Raw genomic sequence first — 17,425 nt, forward strand, 5'->3', positions numbered from 1 at the left:
GGTTTTTATTTTTGATAGTTATTGTTGCTTCGATTTACATCGGCCATTAGTCCGCTTGGATCAATTGCAATGCTTTTTATAGTTCCTTTTGGTTTTTTAATGCTGATTTCAAAAGTTGGATACGCCCAATCCCAAGCGTCTGTTACTTTTCGAGTTAGAGCGGTTTGATTTGGTTTTGTCCAACGCATTATCGTTAATGGAACATAAAAACTTTCAGAAGTTCCATCGTCATAAGTTACAACAATATCTAAAGGCATTGGCATTCGTCCAATACGCTCCAAAGTAAGTGTGGTGTGATTTCCGGTTTCTTCTACCGATTTAATTCCATAATCGATGGTGTTGGTGGTTTGTGTCCATTCGTTTAAATACCAATCTAGGTTAGCACCAGTAACTTTTTCTGCAGTATGTTTAATATCGGTAGGTGTTGGATGTGTAAACTTGTAATCGTTGAAATAACGCTTTAAGGTTTTCAACAAGTTTTCTTTACCAATTAAATATTCCAATTGCGAAAGGAAAATATTTCCTTTACTGTAGGCTTGGATACTATAAGGGCGGTTTTCATCGTAACGGTCGGCATGAGTGGTTTGCGGCTGTTCTTTCCCAGATTTTACCAATGAATAATACCCGATATAAGAATCTGCATGTGGGTTTTCAACCTTCTTTTCTGCAATTTCGTTTAGTCCGTAGTTTTCCAACCATGTGGTAAAACCTTCGTCCATCCAACTGTGTTTGGTTTCGTTTGAAGCTAATACATGTTGGAACCAAGAATGTGCCATTTCATGTGCAGTAACACCTAATAAACCGTCAAAAGTTCCTTCTCCCAAAATCAATGTACACATGGCATACTCCATACCACCATCACCCCCTTGAATTACCGAGTATTGTTTGTATGGATATTTTCCAACAGTGGTGTTGTAAATGCGCATTAATTCGGCTGTTTTAGGCTGCAATTTTTTCCAGTTGTCAATTATTTTTGGATTGTTTTTGTATAAGAAATGTAGTGTTACACCAAAATCGGTTTCATAAGTGTCATGAATATAGTTTTTATCGGCCGCCCAGGTAAAGTCATGTACGTTAGGCGCAATAAAATGCCATGTTAGTGTTTTTTGTTTTCTTGGAATTTTAACGGTTACACTTTTATCTTGGTAGTTGAATCCAATTGCATTTCCATTTTGTAAATAACCACTACCTCCTAAAATATAGTTTTTATCAATAGTTATAGAAACATCGAAATTACCCCAAACGCCATGAAACTCTCGAGCAATATAAGGGTCGGCTTGCCAGCCATCGCGATCGTATTCAGCCATTTTCGGATACCATTGTGCCATTGAAAGTTCAACACCTTCTTTGTTGTTTCTGCCTGAACGACGAATTTGAACCGGAACCTGACCTTCAAAATCTAATGTAAAAGTTGTTGAGGTTTTAGGTAGTAACGGATGAGGTAAATCTACTTCTAGAATAGTACCGACTACTTTGTTGGTTGCGTTTTGCCCATCTTGTTTTAAATTGGAAATGTTTAAATAGCCAATTTCATTTGGTTTTAAGGCAGCTATACGACTTTGTTTAACATCTTTATCGTCTATTTTGACTTTGGTAACCATTCGGCCATCAGGGTCTTTTATCGTTTTTAAACGAGCATCCATAGCGCTGTTTGGCTGGAATGCATTGTTGAACAAATGATAATAAACTCGTTTTAAAGTATCTGGCGAATTGTTGGTATATACCAATACTTGTTTTCCTTTGTATTGATAGGTTTTAACATCCATGTTAACGTCCATTTTGTAATCAACATGTTGTTGCCAATAGCCGGGATTTGGGTTGTTTTGTGCAAAAAGCGCAAATGAAATAAACAGTGTTGCTAAACTTAATTTTTTCATGGTATTAGAAATAAAAAGGAAGGGATATTTCCCTTCCGATTATAAGAATTTTTCAAAGATAATTATTTTTTTGCCATTTTTTCTGCCATTAACAAGGCATTATAAGCATTAACAATTTTTCCTGATTTTGATGTTTCGTTGAATGGTTTTATTTCTTTTTTCTCGCCCACAGCAACTTTTTGGGTTAATGTAGTTCCAGAATCCATGATAATTTGTTTAACCTGCGCTGCCGTTAGCGTTGGGTAATAGGCGCGAATTAATGCTGCAACTCCGGCTACATTTGGCGAAGCCATAGATGTCCCTTGTAAATATTGGTAGGTATTGCTCGGTGTTGTTGCATAAATTTTTTCACCCGGCGCGAAAATATCAACACTTGTTTTTCCATAATTCGAGAAACCAGCAACCATTTCTGACCCATAATTTGGTGTAATAGCCCCAATGATTAAAACGTTGTTTGCTACTTCAGGTTGGTTGTCGTATGAATCTGTTGGATATTTGTTTACGGTGTCTAAATCGTAGGAGTCATTTCCAGCTGCAAACACAACCAATACATCTTTACTGGCTGCATATTTAATAGCATCATGTACCCATTCCGGATGTGTTGAATAGTATTTCCCAAAACTTCCGTTAATCACTTTTGCACCGTTGTCTACAGCATAACGAATTGCCAATGCGATGTCTTTATCGTATTCGTCTCCGTCTGGAACAGCTCGCACGGCCATAATTTTCACATTATTGCTGGCCACACCATCGCCACCTTTGTTGTTGTTTCTGGTTTGAGCAATGATTCCCGCTACGTGTGTACCATGTTTTGCGCCTTTTTTCTCAGGACCAATAACATTGTTGTTTCCGTATTTTTTATCGTTGATGTCGTTTGGATTGTCTCCAACAGCTTTACGACCATCAAACTCTAAATTTAAATGATAGTTTAATTGACCGTATACATAATCTTTGTATTCGCCAATTTCTTTATCAAATTCTTCTTTAGAGGTTTGTGATAAAATTTGCATCATCATCCCTTTATATTGAAGTAAAGTTTGGTCGGTAGTTTCGATTTTCTTTACATCTTCTAAAGTATAGTCTTTTTTCTTAAGATAGTCCGCAATGGCTTTATCGCCAGCTAAGATGAAATCAACCTGCATTTTTCCTTGGTTTGCTTCGGCCATATCTTTTTCATGTTCGGCTTTGGCTTTCATATATGTTGCAGAACCATCGTTTCCTTTTTTAAGGATTCGAACATACTCCATGTTTTCATGTTCCGCATTGCCTAAAAAGTTCCATCCGTGAATATCATCCACATAACCGTTGTTGTCGTCGTCTTTTCCGTTTCCTGCAATTTCTTTAGGATTGGTCCAAATCGCTGGTTTTAAATCTTCATGATCAATGTCTACCCCCGAATCAATTACACCAACAATAACAGTTGTTCCTTTTTTGCCTTTAAGTAATTGTGCATAAGCTTTATCAACACTCATACCCGGGATTGTGTCTTTTTGTAGATCTAGGTGGCTCCAACGTTTTAAGTCGTTTTCTGCAATTTTGCCAACTTTTAGAGGCATTTTATCAATGTTCTCAACCGAAGTAGAAACCATTTTTTGAGTACCACAACTAGCTAGCGCTAGTGCTAAAGCGGCACAAACATAGTAGTTTTTCAATAACGTCATAATAATCTAAAGTATTTTAAGAAATTAGTCTTAAAGAATTAGTAAAAGTTACAGTTTTGCAAAGAATTAACATTTTTCACAACACACCAAGTTACTGCTTTTAATCGAAATGAATAAGCAAATAACTAAAAAAAGGCTTTAACTTTTAAATAAAGATGTAGCTAACCGCCGCGATGGCCAATGTAATTAGGAATAATGCAATCTTAACCATAACTCGTTCGTTTTTTGATTGATGAATCCGATTGATGATTTATTTACAATTCTGAATTATTTTTTGTAAAACAGAATCGGTAATTTTTAATTCTTCAGTACTAATTCCTTTCAACGCATTGCTTCTGTTTTGGAGAACTAACTGTTGAACATTTTCAATAATTTCTTTACCACTTTGGGTCACATTCAGGATGAATTTTCGTCGGTCTATCGAATTCACCTCTCTTTCAAGATAACCGGCTTTTACCAACAACTCTATAATTCGAGTTACCGAAGCGTTATCTTTAAAGACCTTTTCACTTAACTGTTGTTGTGTAATAGTGGGATTTTCCAATATACACTTAATAACCAACCATTGATCTATTGTTATTTTATAACCGTGTTCGCGTAATTTTTTTTGAGCGTACATACGGTATAAACGAATGCCATGATCGATGTTGTAAAAAATGATATCGTTTAATTTCTCCACGTTATTAGTTTAACTAATCAAAAATACTAAGAAATTCGGAACAATTGATATATCAACTAAAGTTTAATACAAAATTAACAACGCTTGATATTTGTGGTTTTAGCCCAAAATGTCTTCACAACGAAAAATCTCTTTTAAACGAACACCTTTTTCAGTTTGTTCAACGGTAATTATTTGGTTGTGCGCATCGTGTTCTAGCCACAAATAGTAATTGTTCTCCACAGCATTGGTAAGAAATTTAGCTTTTTCCGGCATCGTTAATAGCGGACGTGTATCGTAGCCCATTACATATGGAATTGGTATGTGTCCCGCTGTGGCCAATAAGTCGGCACAAAAAACAATGGTTTTACCTTGGTATTGAATGTGTGGTAGCATCTGTTTTTCGGTATGCCCATCTGCATAAAATATTCCAAAGCCAAGTTCTTTTGAAATTCCAAAATCGGCTTCCGGACGTTCGATGAACTTTAACTGACCACTTTCTTGCATAGGCAATATGTTTTCGGAAAGAAAAGACGCCTTTTCACGCGGATTTGGCTTGGTAGCCCATTCCCAGTGGTTTTCATTTGTCCAGAATGTTGCGTTTTTAAAAGCAACTTCATAGCCTGTCCGGTCATTATTCCAGATTACACTTCCGCCACAATGGTCGAAATGCAGATGGGTCATAAAAACATCAGTTACATCGTCACGGTGAAAACCATATTTGGCTAACGATTTGTCCAATGAATAATCACCCCAAAGTGAATAATAGCCAAAAAATTTCTCAGATTGTTTATCGCCCATGCCGGTGTCGATTAGAATAAGACGGTTTCCATCTTCAATCAACATGCATCGTGCTGCAATATCAATAAGATTGTTTTCATCGGCGGGATTGGTTTTATTCCAAATGGTTTTCGGAACCACTCCAAACATGGCGCCGCCATCCAATTTGAAATTTCCGGCTTCTATAGGGTAGATTTTCATTTCTATGTGCTTAAAAATTGCGTTTGCAAATTAGTAAATCTGTTAGGAAATACCAATTTAAATCGCTTGATAAGAAAAGACTATCATTGAATAAGTTATAAAAATGTTAGTAGTTAGGTAGTAAACGTTTTATGTAATATCTTTGCACTAAATTAGAATTAATCTGTTTTAATATTATGATTAAAGTTTCAGAAAGCGCAAAAAAGCGTATCGCACTTTTAATGGAAGATGATGGGTTCAGCACTACTACAGATTACGTTCGTGTGGGCGTGAAAAGCGGTGGTTGTTCTGGGCTTTCGTACGACTTAAAGTTTGATAAGACTTTAGGTGAAGATGATAAAGTGTTCGAAGATAACGATATAAAAATTGCCGTAGACAAAAAAAGCTTCTTTTACTTGGTAGGAACGACCTTAGAGTATTCCGGAGGATTGAACGGAAAAGGATTTGTGTTTAATAATCCAAATGCACAAAGAACTTGCGGTTGCGGGGAATCATTCTCCTTATAAATTTAAAATATAAAAATGTCAAAATACACAGAAGACGACTTAAAAGTCGAACTCGAAAATAAAGAATACGAATACGGTTTTTATACCGACATCGAATCGGATACGTTTCCTGCTGGGCTAAACGAAGACATCGTGCGCGCCATTTCCAAAAAGAAAAACGAACCCGAATGGATGACCGAATGGCGTTTGGAAGCCTTCCGTGTTTGGACCGAAATGGAGGAACCGGAGTGGGCAAACGTACATTACGAAAAACCTGATTTTCAGGCGATTTCTTATTATTCGGCTCCCAAAAAGAAAGATAAATACGAAAGTTTGGATGAGGTCGATCCGGAATTACTGGAAACCTTTAAAAAACTTGGAATTTCTATAGACGAGCAAAAGAAACTGGCCGGTGTTGCGGTAGATATCGTAATGGACTCGGTTTCCGTAGCCACAACTTTCAAGAAGACTTTAGCGGAAAAAGGCATTATTTTCTGTTCGATTTCTGAAGCGATTCAAGAACATCCGGAATTGGTAAAAAAACATTTGGGAACAGTAGTGCCTCAAAAAGATAATTTCTATGCGGCATTAAATTCGGCGGTGTTCTCAGATGGTTCGTTCTGCTACATTCCGAAAGGCGTTCGTTGCCCGATGGAATTATCAACCTACTTCCGTATCAATCAGGGAGGAACAGGTCAATTCGAAAGAACGTTGGTCATTGCCGATGAAGGCAGTTATGTTTCTTACCTGGAAGGATGTACAGCGCCTAGTCGTGATGAAAACCAATTGCACGCAGCAGTAGTTGAGCTTATCGCTTTAGACGATGCGGAAATCAAATATTCTACCGTGCAAAACTGGTACCCTGGAAACAAAGAAGGTAAAGGAGGGGTTTTCAACTTTGTGACCAAAAGAGGTTTGTGTGAGAAAAACGCAAAAATTTCCTGGACACAAGTAGAAACCGGTTCTGCCGTAACATGGAAATATCCGTCTTGTGTTTTGAAAGGGGATAATTCTATCGGTGAATTCTACTCTATTGCCGTTACCAATAACTTTCAACAGGCCGATACCGGAACGAAAATGATACACTTGGGTAAAAATACCAAGTCGACTATTATTTCCAAAGGTATTTCTGCCGGAAAATCGCAAAACAGTTATCGTGGTTTGGTTCAGATTTCATCAAGAGCCGATAATGCCCGTAACTTCTCGCAATGTGACTCGTTGTTGATGGGGAATAATTGTGGAGCGCATACCTTCCCATATATCGAATCTAAAAATACTTCGGCTAAAATCGAACATGAGGCTACGACTTCAAAAATTGGGGAAGACCAGGTTTTCTACTGTAACCAACGCGGAATTCCGACCGAAAAAGCCATTGCGCTTATCGTAAACGGATTCAGCAAAGAGGTATTGAACAAATTACCGATGGAGTTCGCAGTGGAAGCTCAAAAATTACTGGAAATTTCGTTGGAAGGTTCCGTTGGATAATCATTACAAAAATTAAAAAGATAGCAATAGCATGTTAACTATAAAGAATTTGCATGCCTCAGTAGAGGATAAAGAAATATTAAGAGGTATTAACCTTGAAATCAAAGCAGGCGAAGTACACGCCATCATGGGACCTAACGGTGCCGGAAAAAGTACACTTTCATCCATTATCGCCGGAAACGAAACCTACGAAGTAACCGAAGGAGAAATCGTTTTGGATGGTGAAGATTTATCGGAATTGGCTCCGGAAGAAAGAGCGCACAAAGGCGTGTTCTTATCGTTCCAGTACCCTGTGGAAATCCCGGGAGTATCGGTAACGAATTTCATCAAAACCGCGATCAACGAAAAACGCAAAGCAAACGGTCAAGAGGAAATGCCCGCTAATGAAATGCTAAAGTTAATCCGTGAGAAATCGGAATTATTGGAAATGGACCGTAAGTTCTTATCGCGTTCGTTAAACGAAGGTTTTTCGGGTGGTGAAAAGAAACGTAATGAGATTTTCCAAATGGCGATGTTGGAACCGAAAATCGCTATTTTGGACGAAACAGATTCTGGTTTGGATATCGATGCATTACGTATTGTGGCGAACGGTGTTAACAAGCTTAAAAATGAGAATAACGCAGTGTTGGTAATCACACACTATCAGCGTTTGTTGGATTATATTATTCCTGATTTTGTGCACGTTTTGATGGACGGGAAGATCATTAAATCGGGCGGTGCAGATTTAGCATTGGAGTTAGAAGAAAAAGGATACGACTGGTTAAAATAATTTTGTCGAAAGTCGAAAGTCAAAAGTCAGAAAGTGAGTTGATGGGAAAATTTATTTCTTTTGAAGAGATTACATCTTGGCAGAAATCAAGAGTTTTCAATAAGAAAATATATATAGCCACAGAGACAGTTACTTTTAAAAACGATTATGATTTTGTTCGACAAATACGACGCGCTTCTTTATCAATTTCTTCAAACATTGCAGAAGGATTTGAAAGGAACACTGACAAAGAATTTATACATTTTTTATTTATTGCTAAAGCTTCAGCTGGTGAAGTAAGATCCCAGTTGTACTTGGCATTTGATTTGAATTACATTACAAAAGAAAATTTTGAGGAGTTGCTAAATGAAGTATCCGAGATATCAAGATTGATAGGAGGCTTTATAAAATATCTTCAAAGTATTAAAAAGGAATAAAGACGAAGAGGTTTTAAACTTTTGACTTTTGACTTTTGACTTTTGACTATAAAAGTAAACATGGATTTAAAAGAAAAATTACTATCATCGTTCATGGCTTTTGAAGAGAAAGTCGATGTAGGTACCGAACTGCACGATCTTCGTACCGAAGCTTTGAAAAACTTTGAAACAAAAGGGTTTCCTACCAAAAAAGAGGAAGCTTGGAAATATACTTCGCTGAATGCAGTATTGAAAAACGATTTCAGCATCTTTCCCAAAAAGGATAACGCAATTGAATTTAAAGAAGTAAAAAAATACTTTTTGAATGATATTGATACTTATAAGGTAATTTTTATCGACGGAATTTTCAGTACGTTTTTATCGTCGACCACACATGATGGTTTGGATGTTTGTTTGATGTCTTCGGCGCTAACAAAACCGAAATACAAGATGATTATCGATACGTATTTCAATCAGGTGGCCAATAAAGAAGAAAGCTTGACTTCGTTAAATACCGCTTTTGCCTATGAAGGAGCCTACATCAATATTCCGAAAAGCAAAGTGGTGGAAAAACCGATTGAAATCATCTATTTCTCAACCGGAAAAGAAGATGCTTTGATGGTGCAACCCAGAAACTTGGTGATTGTTGGAGAAAATGCTCACGTACAGATTGTGGAGCGTCACCAAAGTTTGAACGAGAATCCGGTGTTGACCAATTCGGTTACCGAAATTTTTGCTCAGAAACGTGCTATTGTGGATTACTATAAAGTGCAAAACGATGTGCAGACGGCGAACTTAATAGACAATACGTATATTTCACAGAAACAGGAAAGTCGTGTTGCGGTGCACACGTTTTCATTCGGTGGAAACCTGACGCGCAACAACTTGAACTTCTACCACCATGGAGAAAGAATTGATTCGACGTTGAAAGGAATTACGATTATTGGAGATAAACAGCACGTCGATCATTATACATTAGTGAATCATGAACAACCGAATTGCGAAAGCCACCAGAACTATAAAACGATTTTGGACGGACAATCGACAGGAGTGTTCAACGGTAAAATTTTCGTGGAGAAAGAAGCACAGAAAACCGACGCGTTCCAACAGAACAACAACATTTTGTTGAGCGATAAAGCGACTATCAATGCAAAACCACAATTGGAAATTTTCGCCGATGATGTGAAATGTTCCCACGGCTGTACGATAGGTCAGTTGGACGACAGCGCGATGTTCTACATGCAACAACGTGGAATCCCGAAAAAAGAAGCTAAAGCGTTGCTTATGTACGCGTTTACTAGTGAAGTGACCTCGAGCATCAAAATACCAGAATTAAAAGCTAAAATTGCGAAAATCATCGCGACAAAGCTGAATGTAAATATGGGCTTTGATTTGTAAGCACAAAACAACATATGAATTTGAAAACCGCTTTTATGGCGGTTTTTTTATTTAAGGATTTTCGCATACGATTGATTTCCCTATATTTGATTAATATCAATTAGAAACCATGGAAAACCTCCCGGAAAACCAACTTCAAAAGCTGCTTGAAAAAGGGTTTATTTCTGAATCACAATACCAGGAAGTAAAAGAATACAAAGCGTTGGGTCTTTTTTCACTGAACGCTGAACTTTTGTTTTTGTTGTACTTATCCGTGCTTTTGTTTACCGGCGGGGTTGGGACTTTAATCTACAAAAACATCGATAGCATAGGGCATATTGCCATTTTAGCGGTAAACTTTAGTCTCATGTTGGTTTGCTTTTACTTCAGTTTTAAAAAAGCAAAAGGGTTTTCAAAAGCAGAAGTCCTTTTCGATAACCCGATGTATGATTATTTGGTGTTGACTGCTAGTTTATTAGCAACTATTTTTATTGGTTACCTGCAGTTTCAGTATGGTATTTTTGGTAAAGATTTCAGTTTAGTTTCTTTATTTTCAGCTATTTTATGTTTTGCTATAGCATACTATTTCGATAATCGAACTGTATTATCCATGGCGATAACATCATTAATTGCTTTTGCAGGCATCACTTTAACGACACAAACCGTTTTTGAAAACGCTATTTATTCCAATCCGAATTTGGTTTATTTTGGAATTTTTATTGCTGTTATCCTCATAATGTGGACCTTGTATAGTTTGAAAGAAAACATCAAAGCACATTTCTACTTTGTTTATTACACTTTTGCTCAACATTTACTTGGCATTTGTACTATTGCAGGTTTAATTGAAGATAATTGGTTTTGGTTTCTTCCTGTTTTGGTTGGTAGTAGTTGGTTTTTCTATAGAACGAGTCATAAACATAATGCCACATCGTTATTTGTATTTTCCTTGCTTTATGGCTATATAGGGTTAAATATCTTTTTTGCCCGAGTTCTGAACTTTTTGGATATCAACGATATAATAGTGCCGCTGATTTATCTTTCACCGATTTATGTGGTGGGTTCAATCGTTATGTTTATCAAAGTAGTACGTAATTTTAATAAAGAAAAACATGCAGGCGTACAATAAAGAAACATTAGACAATCATGTATTGGTGGCTCAAGCAAAAGCGCTTTACAATTTGAAATTTATTTCAAAGCCTCAATTGCAGGATATAAGTTCCCAACTCACATTATTTCACAGCAGTACTAATGTATTAATTCGAATTGGTTTTTTTCTTTTGGGCTGTATGCTTATATCGGCTATAACAGGATTTTTGGCTTTGTTCTTTTCACCGATTCTGGATAACAATTATGAGTCAATGGTATTTGTTTATGCCATTATTGGAATAATTGGGTCCGAATTTTTAGCGAGAACCGGTTATTATAACCACGGATTAGACGATGCGTTTATTCTTTCAATCCCTATGTTTTTTTGCATCGGAGTAGGTATTATATCCAGTTCCATGACTATGGTTTTTGTAATGATGACAATTCTAGGTTTTGCGTGCTGTATTCGCTATGTGCATAGTTTATCTGTATTAGTGGGATTGGTAGGTATTGTAGGATTGTTGTTTGATTTAATGGTGAATCATGCCTTACTGGATAAATTGTTTTTGCCTTTTTTGGGTTTTGTATTAGCTGTTGGAATTTATGTTCTCAGTTTCAAAATTGATAGTCAAAGCCGATTTTATTGGTACAGACAAGCAGTAATGCTGACCAAAGGTTTTGCTTTATTATTGGGCTATTTCTCTTTGAATTATATGGTAGTTCGAGAACTTTCAGAAGATTTGATGAACATAGTAGTCACGCCAGAAAACGATATCCCATTGGCGTTTTTGTTCTACGGATTGACTTTTGTTATTCCGATTGGCTATATTGTATTTGCTTTCAAAAACAAAGACCGATTGTTGTTGCTTATTGGATTGTTTACACTGGGTTATTCGTTTTTCACTATTCGTTTTTATTACCAGCTAATGCCTTTGGAGGTTGCTTTACTATTTGGCGGAATTATTCTTTTTGCAATTAGTTATTTTGCCATTCATAAATTAAAAGATAGAGAACAGGGTATAACGTTCAAACCGGATCGAGGTAGTGATAATAGTTTTATTTTAAATGCTCAAGCCATACTTATTTCATCTCAAATTCAAACCAAAGTTGCACCAACAGAAGACAAAATGCCTTTTGGCGGCGGCGGTTTCAGTGGAGGAGGAGCCGGGGAGACTTTTTAATATTTTATCATTTATTTATATCTATTTCAAATAACAAGCCTTAAATTTGCATCAAATTCAGTTTAAAATGTTTGATGTTCAAAAAGTAAGAGCACAATTCCCCATATTGTCCCAAACCGTAAACGGAAAGCCCTTGGTGTATTTTGATAACGGGGCTACAGCTCAAAAACCTCAGGTGGTTATTGATGCAATCTCTCAATATTACAGCGAAATAAATGCCAATATTCATCGTGGAGTGCATACGTTGAGTCAGTTGGCTACCGATGCGTATGAAGTTGCTCGAAATACCATTCAAAATCATTTGAATGCCAAACACAACCACGAAATCATTTTTACTTCCGGTACAACTGCTGGGATTAATTTGGTAGCAAACGGTTTTGCCAAGTTTGTGAAAGAAGGTGATGAGGTCATGGTTTCTGCTTTAGAACATCACAGTAACATCGTGCCTTGGCAGTTTTTGTGTGAAAAAACCGGAGCTACTTTGGTGGTAATCCCAATGAATGAGAAAGGCGAATTGGTTATGGAGGAATTTGAAAAATTGCTTACTGCTAAAACCAAAATCGTAGCGGTAAATCATATTTCCAATGCGTTGGGAACCATTAACCCGATTAAACACATTATTGAAAAAGCGCATCAAGTGGGTGCCGCGGTTTTAATTGATGGGGCTCAAGCAACACCACACTTACGTCCTGATGTTCAGGAGCTGGATTGCGACTTTTACGTGTTTTCCGGACACAAAGTTTGCGGTCCAACCGGTGTTGGAATTTTATACGGAAAAGAAAGCTGGTTGAATGCTTTACCACCTTACCAAGGTGGGGGAGAAATGATCAAAGAAGTAACTTTCGAAAAGACTACCTATGCCGAATTACCGCATAAATTTGAAGCAGGAACGCCAAATATAGAAGCAGGAATTGTTTTAGGAACGGCCATCGATTATTTGAACGGTATCGGTTTCGACAACATCGCGAAATACGAACAAGAGCTATTGGATTATGCAACTGAAAAACTTCTGGAAATTGAAGGTTTGAAAATCTTCGGAACCAGTAAAAACAAGGCTTCAGTAATTTCTTTCAACATAGAAGGAATTCATCCGTACGACATTGGCACAATTATAGATAAGTTAGGAGTAGCGGTGCGAACCGGCCATCATTGTGCACAACCTATTATGAATTATTTCAATATTCCGGGTACGATTAGAGCGAGTTTCGCGTTTTACAATACCAAACAAGAAATTGATATATTTGTAGAAGCGGTTAAAAAAGCCCAAATGATGTTATCTTAAAAAGTAGAATTTATGAAAGCAATTACTCTTTTAGCGTCTGTAGTCGTAACATTTGCAAGCTGCAATTGTCAAAAAGTAGCAGCTGAAAAAAATGAATTGACATCCAAAACCGTTATGCAAGAAAACGAAATTCCGTCTTTAGAATATGAAGCTAACACTCGTGGTTTTTATAGAAAAATAACAATTGCCGATCATAAGGCATGGGTAGTTCCAGTTCGTGACGGTAAGGCTGTTGAGGTGCCGGTTTCCGATGCCGATTGGAATGAATTGGTTGCATTGTTTAAATCAGTTAATCCACAAGGACTTGCTGCGCTGAAAGCACCAACTGAAAAACGTTTTTATGACGGAGCTCCAATGGCAAATTTTAGAGTGATTACGAATGCTGAAACATTTGAATCGGCTACTTTTGACGGTGGTTTTCCCCCAGCTGAAATTGAAAAAATCGTAAATAAAGTTATTGCTATTGGCGATAAAGTAAAATAAAATGACCATTAAAGAAATACAAGAAGAAATTGTAGATGAGTTTTCCATGTTTGACGATTGGATGCAACGCTACGAATATATCATCGAACTTGGTAAAAGCTTGCCTTTGATAGCAGATCAATACAAAACCGACGACAATATTATTAAAGGTTGTCAATCAAAAGTATGGGTTCATGCTGACGAACAAAACGGAAAAGTGGTTTTTACTGCCGATAGCGATGCCATTTTAACAAAAGGAATCATAGCGATTTTGGTTAGAGCCTTTTCCAACCAATCGCCTCAGGCAATTTTAGACGCAAATACCGACTTTATTGATGAGATAGGTCTTAAAGAACATTTGTCACCTACTCGCGCCAACGGGTTGGTATCGATGATTAAACAAATAAAAATGTATGCTTTAGCTTTTCAGGCTAAATCGGAATAAATAATAAAAAATGGAAGAATTTAACGACACCATAAATTTAGGTGAAGACGTAGTAAAGGTTTTAAAAGGGATTTACGATCCTGAAATTCCTGTTGATATATACGAACTGGGGTTGATATACGATGTAATGATTAACGAAGACAACGATGTTAAAATCTTAATGACATTAACTTCTCCCAATTGCCCAGTTGCAGAAACGTTACCACAAGAAGTTGAGGAAAAAATCAAATCGATAGATGCTGTAAAATCTTGTGAAGTAGAAATCACTTTCGATCCGCCTTGGAGCAAAGATTTAATGAGTGAAGAGGCTAAATTAGAATTAGGGATGCTTTAATAGTAAACGGTCTTCGGTTTCAGTTTGCATTTTTTGTGAACCGTGACTTTGACTGTGGCTAAATATGGAAGAAATAGTAAACAGAGTTGCCAATAGTGCACTGCAAGTATTCGATTTGGAAGATTATTTTCCAAAGGATGAGATTGTTGAACTGGATATTTCACAATGGCTTTTTGGTGGTTTTATTCTCAAAGAAACCGAATTTAGAGATCATTTAAAAAACCATGATTGGACCCAATATGCTCAAAAACATGTAGCGCTTTATTGTTCCGAAGAAGCCATACTACCTGCATGGACTTATGCTTTGGTTTCCGTTTTTTTAAAACCACACGTATTAAGTGTATATCAAGGCTATAAAAAAGAACTTTTGCTATACTATTATCAGAATACTTTAGAAAATCTAAACTATAGCGATTTTCAAGATAAACCTGTTATTTTAAAAGGTTGTTCAAACAAACCTGTTCCACAAGAAGCCTACGTATTGGCAATTCAGCAATTAATGCCGTTTGCCAAAAGTATTATGTTTGGTGAAGCCTGTTCATCAGTACCACTTTATAAGAAAAAATAAACTTTTCAACGATTTTAATACTAATTTTCCTTATCAATTTTGTTATTTTGCTCCTTTAAAAAGGAAAATACTATGAAAAAGATTGCAATTTTTGCGCTTTGTGTTATGGGAATTCTAAGTGTCCATGCACAAGAAACAGAAAAGGAAAATTTAAACAAAAACGAAGAAGCGGTTAAAAAAGCAGGAGAAGAACGCCCAGCAGGTTGGGTTAAAAATGGAACATTTACTGCATTAGCCAGTCAGTCATCATTCAGCAATTGGTTAGCAGGTGGACAAAATAATTTTTCAGGAAATGTGGGGTTAAACTATAATTTCAACTACAAAAATGAAAAATGGACTTGGGACAATAAATTTATTGCTACTTACGGAATTACCAAAATTAAAGGGGCCGAAAAACAAAAAACAGACGATAGAATTGAATTAAACTCTTTGGCAGGTCGTAAAGCTTTTGGTGAATATTGGTATTATTCGATGTTTTTGAATTTTAAAACGCAAATGGATGCCGGGGTTGACCCGCAAACGCGTACTACGACTATTTCACATTTCTTTTCACCAGCATATTTTCAAATGGGACCTGGTTTGCTTTGGAAAAAAAGCGATAATCTGAAAGTAAACATTGCGCCAGCCACATCCAAATTGATTGTTGTGCATGGTCATTTTACCAAAGATCTTCCAGATGGAGTAACCTATTTTGGTGTGAAAGCAAACGAAACCACTCGTTATGAGCTGGGAGCTGCTTTAAATGGGTATTATAAGTTTAAGTTGATGGAAAACGTTTCTGTTGAGAATGTTTTGAACCTGTATTCTAATTACTTAGAAGACCCACAAAATGTTGATTTAGATTACCAATTGAATATTGTTATGAAAATCAACAAATACTTAACTACCAACTTTGCTTTCCAAACTATTTATGACGATAATGCCTTTAGAGGTTTTCAAACTCGTCAGGTTATTGGTTTAGGATTCAATTATGGATTTTAATTAAAACAAAAAATAAAAAAAGCCGCTCTATTAAAAGCGGCTTTTTTTATAAGTATTATTCTTCGATAGCATCTTTATAATCGGGATATAAAAACTTGTTGTATGGAAAGCGGGTAATGTGTATTTCACGAACCGCCTCATATACTTTTTCACGAAATTCCTCAAAATTCTGCTTGTCGGTAGCCGATATAAACAGCGCGTTGTTTTCACCAACACGAGACATCCAGGTTTTACGCCATTCTTCTAACGAATAGTGTTTTGTGGTTTTCTCCGTTTCAAGATCTCCTTCTTCAATAGTTAAGTGTTTGTAAGCATCAATTTTATTGAAAACCATTATTGTGGGTTTGTCGGCACTTTTAATATCCTGAAGAATTTGATTTACAGAAGTAATATGATCTTCAAAATCCGGGTGAGAAATATCAACCACATGAAGAAGCAAATCGGCTTCACGAACTTCATCCAAAGTACTTTTAAAAGACTCTACCAATTGCGTCGGTAATTTTCGAATAAAACCAACTGTATCCGACAATAAAAAAGGAAGGTTTTTAATTACTACTTTTCGAACGGTTGTATCTAAAGTCGCAAACAACTTGTTTTCCACAAATACATCGCTTTTCCCAACAGCATTCATTAAAGTCGATTTTCCAACATTGGTATAACCCACTAAAGCAACACGAACCATCGCGCCACGGTTACTGCGTTGAACGGCCATCTGTTTGTCTATGGTTTTAATCTTGTCTTTTAACAAAGCAATACGATCACGAACAATACGGCGGTCGGTTTCAATTTCGGTTTCCCCCGGACCACGCATACCAATTCCACCTCGCTGACGTTCTAAGTGCGTCCACATACCAGTTAAACGTGGTAATAAATACTGGCATTGTGCTAGTTCAACTTGTGTTCTGGCATAAGAAGTTTCAGCACGTTGGGCAAAAATATCAAGAATGAGGTTTGTTCGGTCTAAAACCTTACAATCTAATTCACGAGTTATATTTTTTTGTTGAGCGGGAGAAAGTTCGTCATCAAAAATAACAGTAGTTACATCATTTTCCTTGATATAATATTTAATATCTTCCAATTTTCCACTCCCAACGAATGTTTTTGGGTTGGGTTTGTCCATTTTTTGGAAAAAACGTTTTACAACCTCACCTCCAGCAGTAAAAGTTAGAAACTCTAACTCATCAAGATATTCATTAAGTTTATCTTCGTTTTGAAGTTGTGTAATAATTCCAACAACAACAGTTTTTTCAAAAGTATGGTTTTGTTTTTCAAGCATAAGTTATAATCAAAATACAAAAGTAGACAATATTAAAATAGAAATTAAACTAAAAACGGCATAGATGATTGATAAAAATCTAAACAAATGGTCGATTTTTTGTGAATTTTGGTGGGCTGTGT

Annotated in this window: 18 protein-coding genes; 13 read left to right on the forward strand and 5 right to left on the reverse strand. The window is 36.5% G+C overall.

The features are described 5' to 3' along the window. Positions 1-5: 5 nt before the first annotated feature. The 4 genes from ACZ1JT_RS05935 to ACZ1JT_RS05950 form a co-directional block, all read right to left on the reverse strand. Entirely contained in the window at positions 6-1,877 is a 1,872-nt protein-coding gene (locus ACZ1JT_RS05935; RefSeq protein WP_465095244.1) for a M1 family metallopeptidase, read from the reverse strand. 62 nt (positions 1,878-1,939) lie between these two features. Further along, complete coding sequence (locus ACZ1JT_RS05940; protein WP_465095245.1) at positions 1,940-3,538, reverse strand: S8 family peptidase; 1,599 nt, start codon at positions 3,536-3,538, stop codon at positions 1,940-1,942. A gap of 250 nt (positions 3,539-3,788) precedes the next feature. Continuing rightward, the gene (locus ACZ1JT_RS05945; RefSeq protein WP_465095246.1) at positions 3,789-4,217 is read right to left on the reverse strand and encodes a MarR family winged helix-turn-helix transcriptional regulator; all 429 of its coding nucleotides are present in this window, start codon (positions 4,215-4,217) and stop codon (positions 3,789-3,791) included. A 99-nt stretch (positions 4,218-4,316) separates the two neighbouring features. Further along, the gene (locus ACZ1JT_RS05950) at positions 4,317-5,177 is read right to left on the reverse strand and encodes an MBL fold metallo-hydrolase (protein WP_465095247.1); all 861 of its coding nucleotides are present in this window, start codon (positions 5,175-5,177) and stop codon (positions 4,317-4,319) included. Between the two features lie 176 nt (positions 5,178-5,353). On the opposite strand from ACZ1JT_RS05950, the gene ACZ1JT_RS05955 reads away from it, so the two are divergent. The 13 genes from ACZ1JT_RS05955 to ACZ1JT_RS06015 all read left to right on the forward strand — a co-directional run bounded on the left by ACZ1JT_RS05955 (position 5,354) and on the right by ACZ1JT_RS06015 (position 16,027). Beyond that, positions 5,354-5,683, forward strand: a complete 330-nt coding sequence (locus ACZ1JT_RS05955) for a HesB/IscA family protein (protein WP_465095248.1) — start codon at positions 5,354-5,356, stop codon at positions 5,681-5,683. Between the two features lie 15 nt (positions 5,684-5,698). Then, on the forward strand, positions 5,699-7,147 hold the full coding sequence (sufB, locus tag ACZ1JT_RS05960) for a Fe-S cluster assembly protein SufB (protein ID WP_465095249.1): 1,449 nt from the start codon (positions 5,699-5,701) through the stop codon (positions 7,145-7,147). Between the two features lie 31 nt (positions 7,148-7,178). Beyond that, the gene (gene sufC / locus ACZ1JT_RS05965) at positions 7,179-7,916 is read left to right on the forward strand and encodes a Fe-S cluster assembly ATPase SufC (protein WP_465095250.1); all 738 of its coding nucleotides are present in this window, start codon (positions 7,179-7,181) and stop codon (positions 7,914-7,916) included. Positions 7,917-7,957: 41 nt separating this feature from the next. After that, positions 7,958-8,332, forward strand: a complete 375-nt coding sequence (locus tag ACZ1JT_RS05970; RefSeq protein WP_465095251.1) for a four helix bundle protein — start codon at positions 7,958-7,960, stop codon at positions 8,330-8,332. A gap of 60 nt (positions 8,333-8,392) precedes the next feature. Continuing rightward, on the forward strand, positions 8,393-9,709 hold the full coding sequence (gene sufD, locus ACZ1JT_RS05975) for a Fe-S cluster assembly protein SufD (protein WP_465095252.1): 1,317 nt from the start codon (positions 8,393-8,395) through the stop codon (positions 9,707-9,709). Between the two features lie 109 nt (positions 9,710-9,818). Then, complete coding sequence (locus ACZ1JT_RS05980) at positions 9,819-10,814, forward strand: DUF2157 domain-containing protein (protein ID WP_465095253.1); 996 nt, start codon at positions 9,819-9,821, stop codon at positions 10,812-10,814. Beyond that, the gene (locus ACZ1JT_RS05985; protein ID WP_465095254.1) at positions 10,798-11,955 is read left to right on the forward strand and encodes a hypothetical protein; all 1,158 of its coding nucleotides are present in this window, start codon (positions 10,798-10,800) and stop codon (positions 11,953-11,955) included. The genes ACZ1JT_RS05980 and ACZ1JT_RS05985 overlap by 17 nt, the downstream gene beginning before the upstream one ends. A gap of 67 nt (positions 11,956-12,022) precedes the next feature. After that, positions 12,023-13,237 carry an aminotransferase class V-fold PLP-dependent enzyme gene (locus ACZ1JT_RS05990; RefSeq protein ID WP_465095255.1) on the forward strand — a complete coding sequence of 405 codons (1,215 nt, stop codon included), beginning with the start codon at positions 12,023-12,025 and terminating at the stop codon, positions 13,235-13,237. A gap of 12 nt (positions 13,238-13,249) precedes the next feature. After that, complete coding sequence (locus tag ACZ1JT_RS05995; protein WP_465095256.1) at positions 13,250-13,720, forward strand: hypothetical protein; 471 nt, start codon at positions 13,250-13,252, stop codon at positions 13,718-13,720. A gap of 1 nt (position 13,721) precedes the next feature. Continuing rightward, the gene (locus ACZ1JT_RS06000) at positions 13,722-14,144 is read left to right on the forward strand and encodes a SufE family protein (protein WP_465095257.1); all 423 of its coding nucleotides are present in this window, start codon (positions 13,722-13,724) and stop codon (positions 14,142-14,144) included. A gap of 10 nt (positions 14,145-14,154) precedes the next feature. After that, entirely contained in the window at positions 14,155-14,478 is a 324-nt protein-coding gene (locus ACZ1JT_RS06005) for an SUF system Fe-S cluster assembly protein (RefSeq protein WP_026980635.1), read from the forward strand. Positions 14,479-14,542: 64 nt separating this feature from the next. Beyond that, the gene (locus ACZ1JT_RS06010) at positions 14,543-15,046 is read left to right on the forward strand and encodes a DUF2480 family protein (RefSeq protein ID WP_465095258.1); all 504 of its coding nucleotides are present in this window, start codon (positions 14,543-14,545) and stop codon (positions 15,044-15,046) included. Between the two features lie 72 nt (positions 15,047-15,118). Further along, complete coding sequence (locus ACZ1JT_RS06015) at positions 15,119-16,027, forward strand: DUF3078 domain-containing protein (RefSeq protein WP_465095259.1); 909 nt, start codon at positions 15,119-15,121, stop codon at positions 16,025-16,027. Positions 16,028-16,082: 55 nt separating this feature from the next. Here the strand turns inward: ACZ1JT_RS06015 and hflX are convergent, their stop codons facing one another. Continuing rightward, the gene (gene hflX, locus ACZ1JT_RS06020) at positions 16,083-17,303 is read right to left on the reverse strand and encodes a GTPase HflX (RefSeq protein WP_465092940.1); all 1,221 of its coding nucleotides are present in this window, start codon (positions 17,301-17,303) and stop codon (positions 16,083-16,085) included. Positions 17,304-17,425: the final 122 nt, after the last annotated feature.

This window comes from Flavobacterium sp. IC2-16 (genome assembly GCF_055521455.1).

What these genes read in the sequence shown, in the direction of transcription:
- ACZ1JT_RS05980 (WP_465095253.1), top strand. Translation starts at nt 9,819, where the DNA reads ATGGAAAACCTCCCGGAAAACCAACTTCAAAAGCTGCTTGAAAAAGGG.
- ACZ1JT_RS05935 (WP_465095244.1), bottom strand. Translation starts at nt 1,877, where the DNA reads ATGAAAAAATTAAGTTTAGCAACACTGTTTATTTCATTTGCGCTTTTT.
- sufC (WP_465095250.1), top strand. Translation starts at nt 7,179, where the DNA reads ATGTTAACTATAAAGAATTTGCATGCCTCAGTAGAGGATAAAGAAATA.
- ACZ1JT_RS06005 (WP_026980635.1), top strand. Translation starts at nt 14,155, where the DNA reads ATGGAAGAATTTAACGACACCATAAATTTAGGTGAAGACGTAGTAAAG.
- ACZ1JT_RS05985 (WP_465095254.1), top strand. Translation starts at nt 10,798, where the DNA reads ATGCAGGCGTACAATAAAGAAACATTAGACAATCATGTATTGGTGGCT.
- hflX (WP_465092940.1), bottom strand. Translation starts at nt 17,303, where the DNA reads ATGCTTGAAAAACAAAACCATACTTTTGAAAAAACTGTTGTTGTTGGA.
- ACZ1JT_RS05950 (WP_465095247.1), bottom strand. Translation starts at nt 5,177, where the DNA reads ATGAAAATCTACCCTATAGAAGCCGGAAATTTCAAATTGGATGGCGGC.
- ACZ1JT_RS05970 (WP_465095251.1), top strand. Translation starts at nt 7,958, where the DNA reads ATGGGAAAATTTATTTCTTTTGAAGAGATTACATCTTGGCAGAAATCA.
- ACZ1JT_RS05995 (WP_465095256.1), top strand. Translation starts at nt 13,250, where the DNA reads ATGAAAGCAATTACTCTTTTAGCGTCTGTAGTCGTAACATTTGCAAGC.
- ACZ1JT_RS06000 (WP_465095257.1), top strand. Translation starts at nt 13,722, where the DNA reads ATGACCATTAAAGAAATACAAGAAGAAATTGTAGATGAGTTTTCCATG.
- sufD (WP_465095252.1), top strand. Translation starts at nt 8,393, where the DNA reads ATGGATTTAAAAGAAAAATTACTATCATCGTTCATGGCTTTTGAAGAG.
- ACZ1JT_RS06015 (WP_465095259.1), top strand. Translation starts at nt 15,119, where the DNA reads ATGAAAAAGATTGCAATTTTTGCGCTTTGTGTTATGGGAATTCTAAGT.
- ACZ1JT_RS05990 (WP_465095255.1), top strand. Translation starts at nt 12,023, where the DNA reads ATGTTTGATGTTCAAAAAGTAAGAGCACAATTCCCCATATTGTCCCAA.
- ACZ1JT_RS05955 (WP_465095248.1), top strand. Translation starts at nt 5,354, where the DNA reads ATGATTAAAGTTTCAGAAAGCGCAAAAAAGCGTATCGCACTTTTAATG.
- ACZ1JT_RS06010 (WP_465095258.1), top strand. Translation starts at nt 14,543, where the DNA reads ATGGAAGAAATAGTAAACAGAGTTGCCAATAGTGCACTGCAAGTATTC.
- ACZ1JT_RS05940 (WP_465095245.1), bottom strand. Translation starts at nt 3,538, where the DNA reads ATGACGTTATTGAAAAACTACTATGTTTGTGCCGCTTTAGCACTAGCG.
- sufB (WP_465095249.1), top strand. Translation starts at nt 5,699, where the DNA reads ATGTCAAAATACACAGAAGACGACTTAAAAGTCGAACTCGAAAATAAA.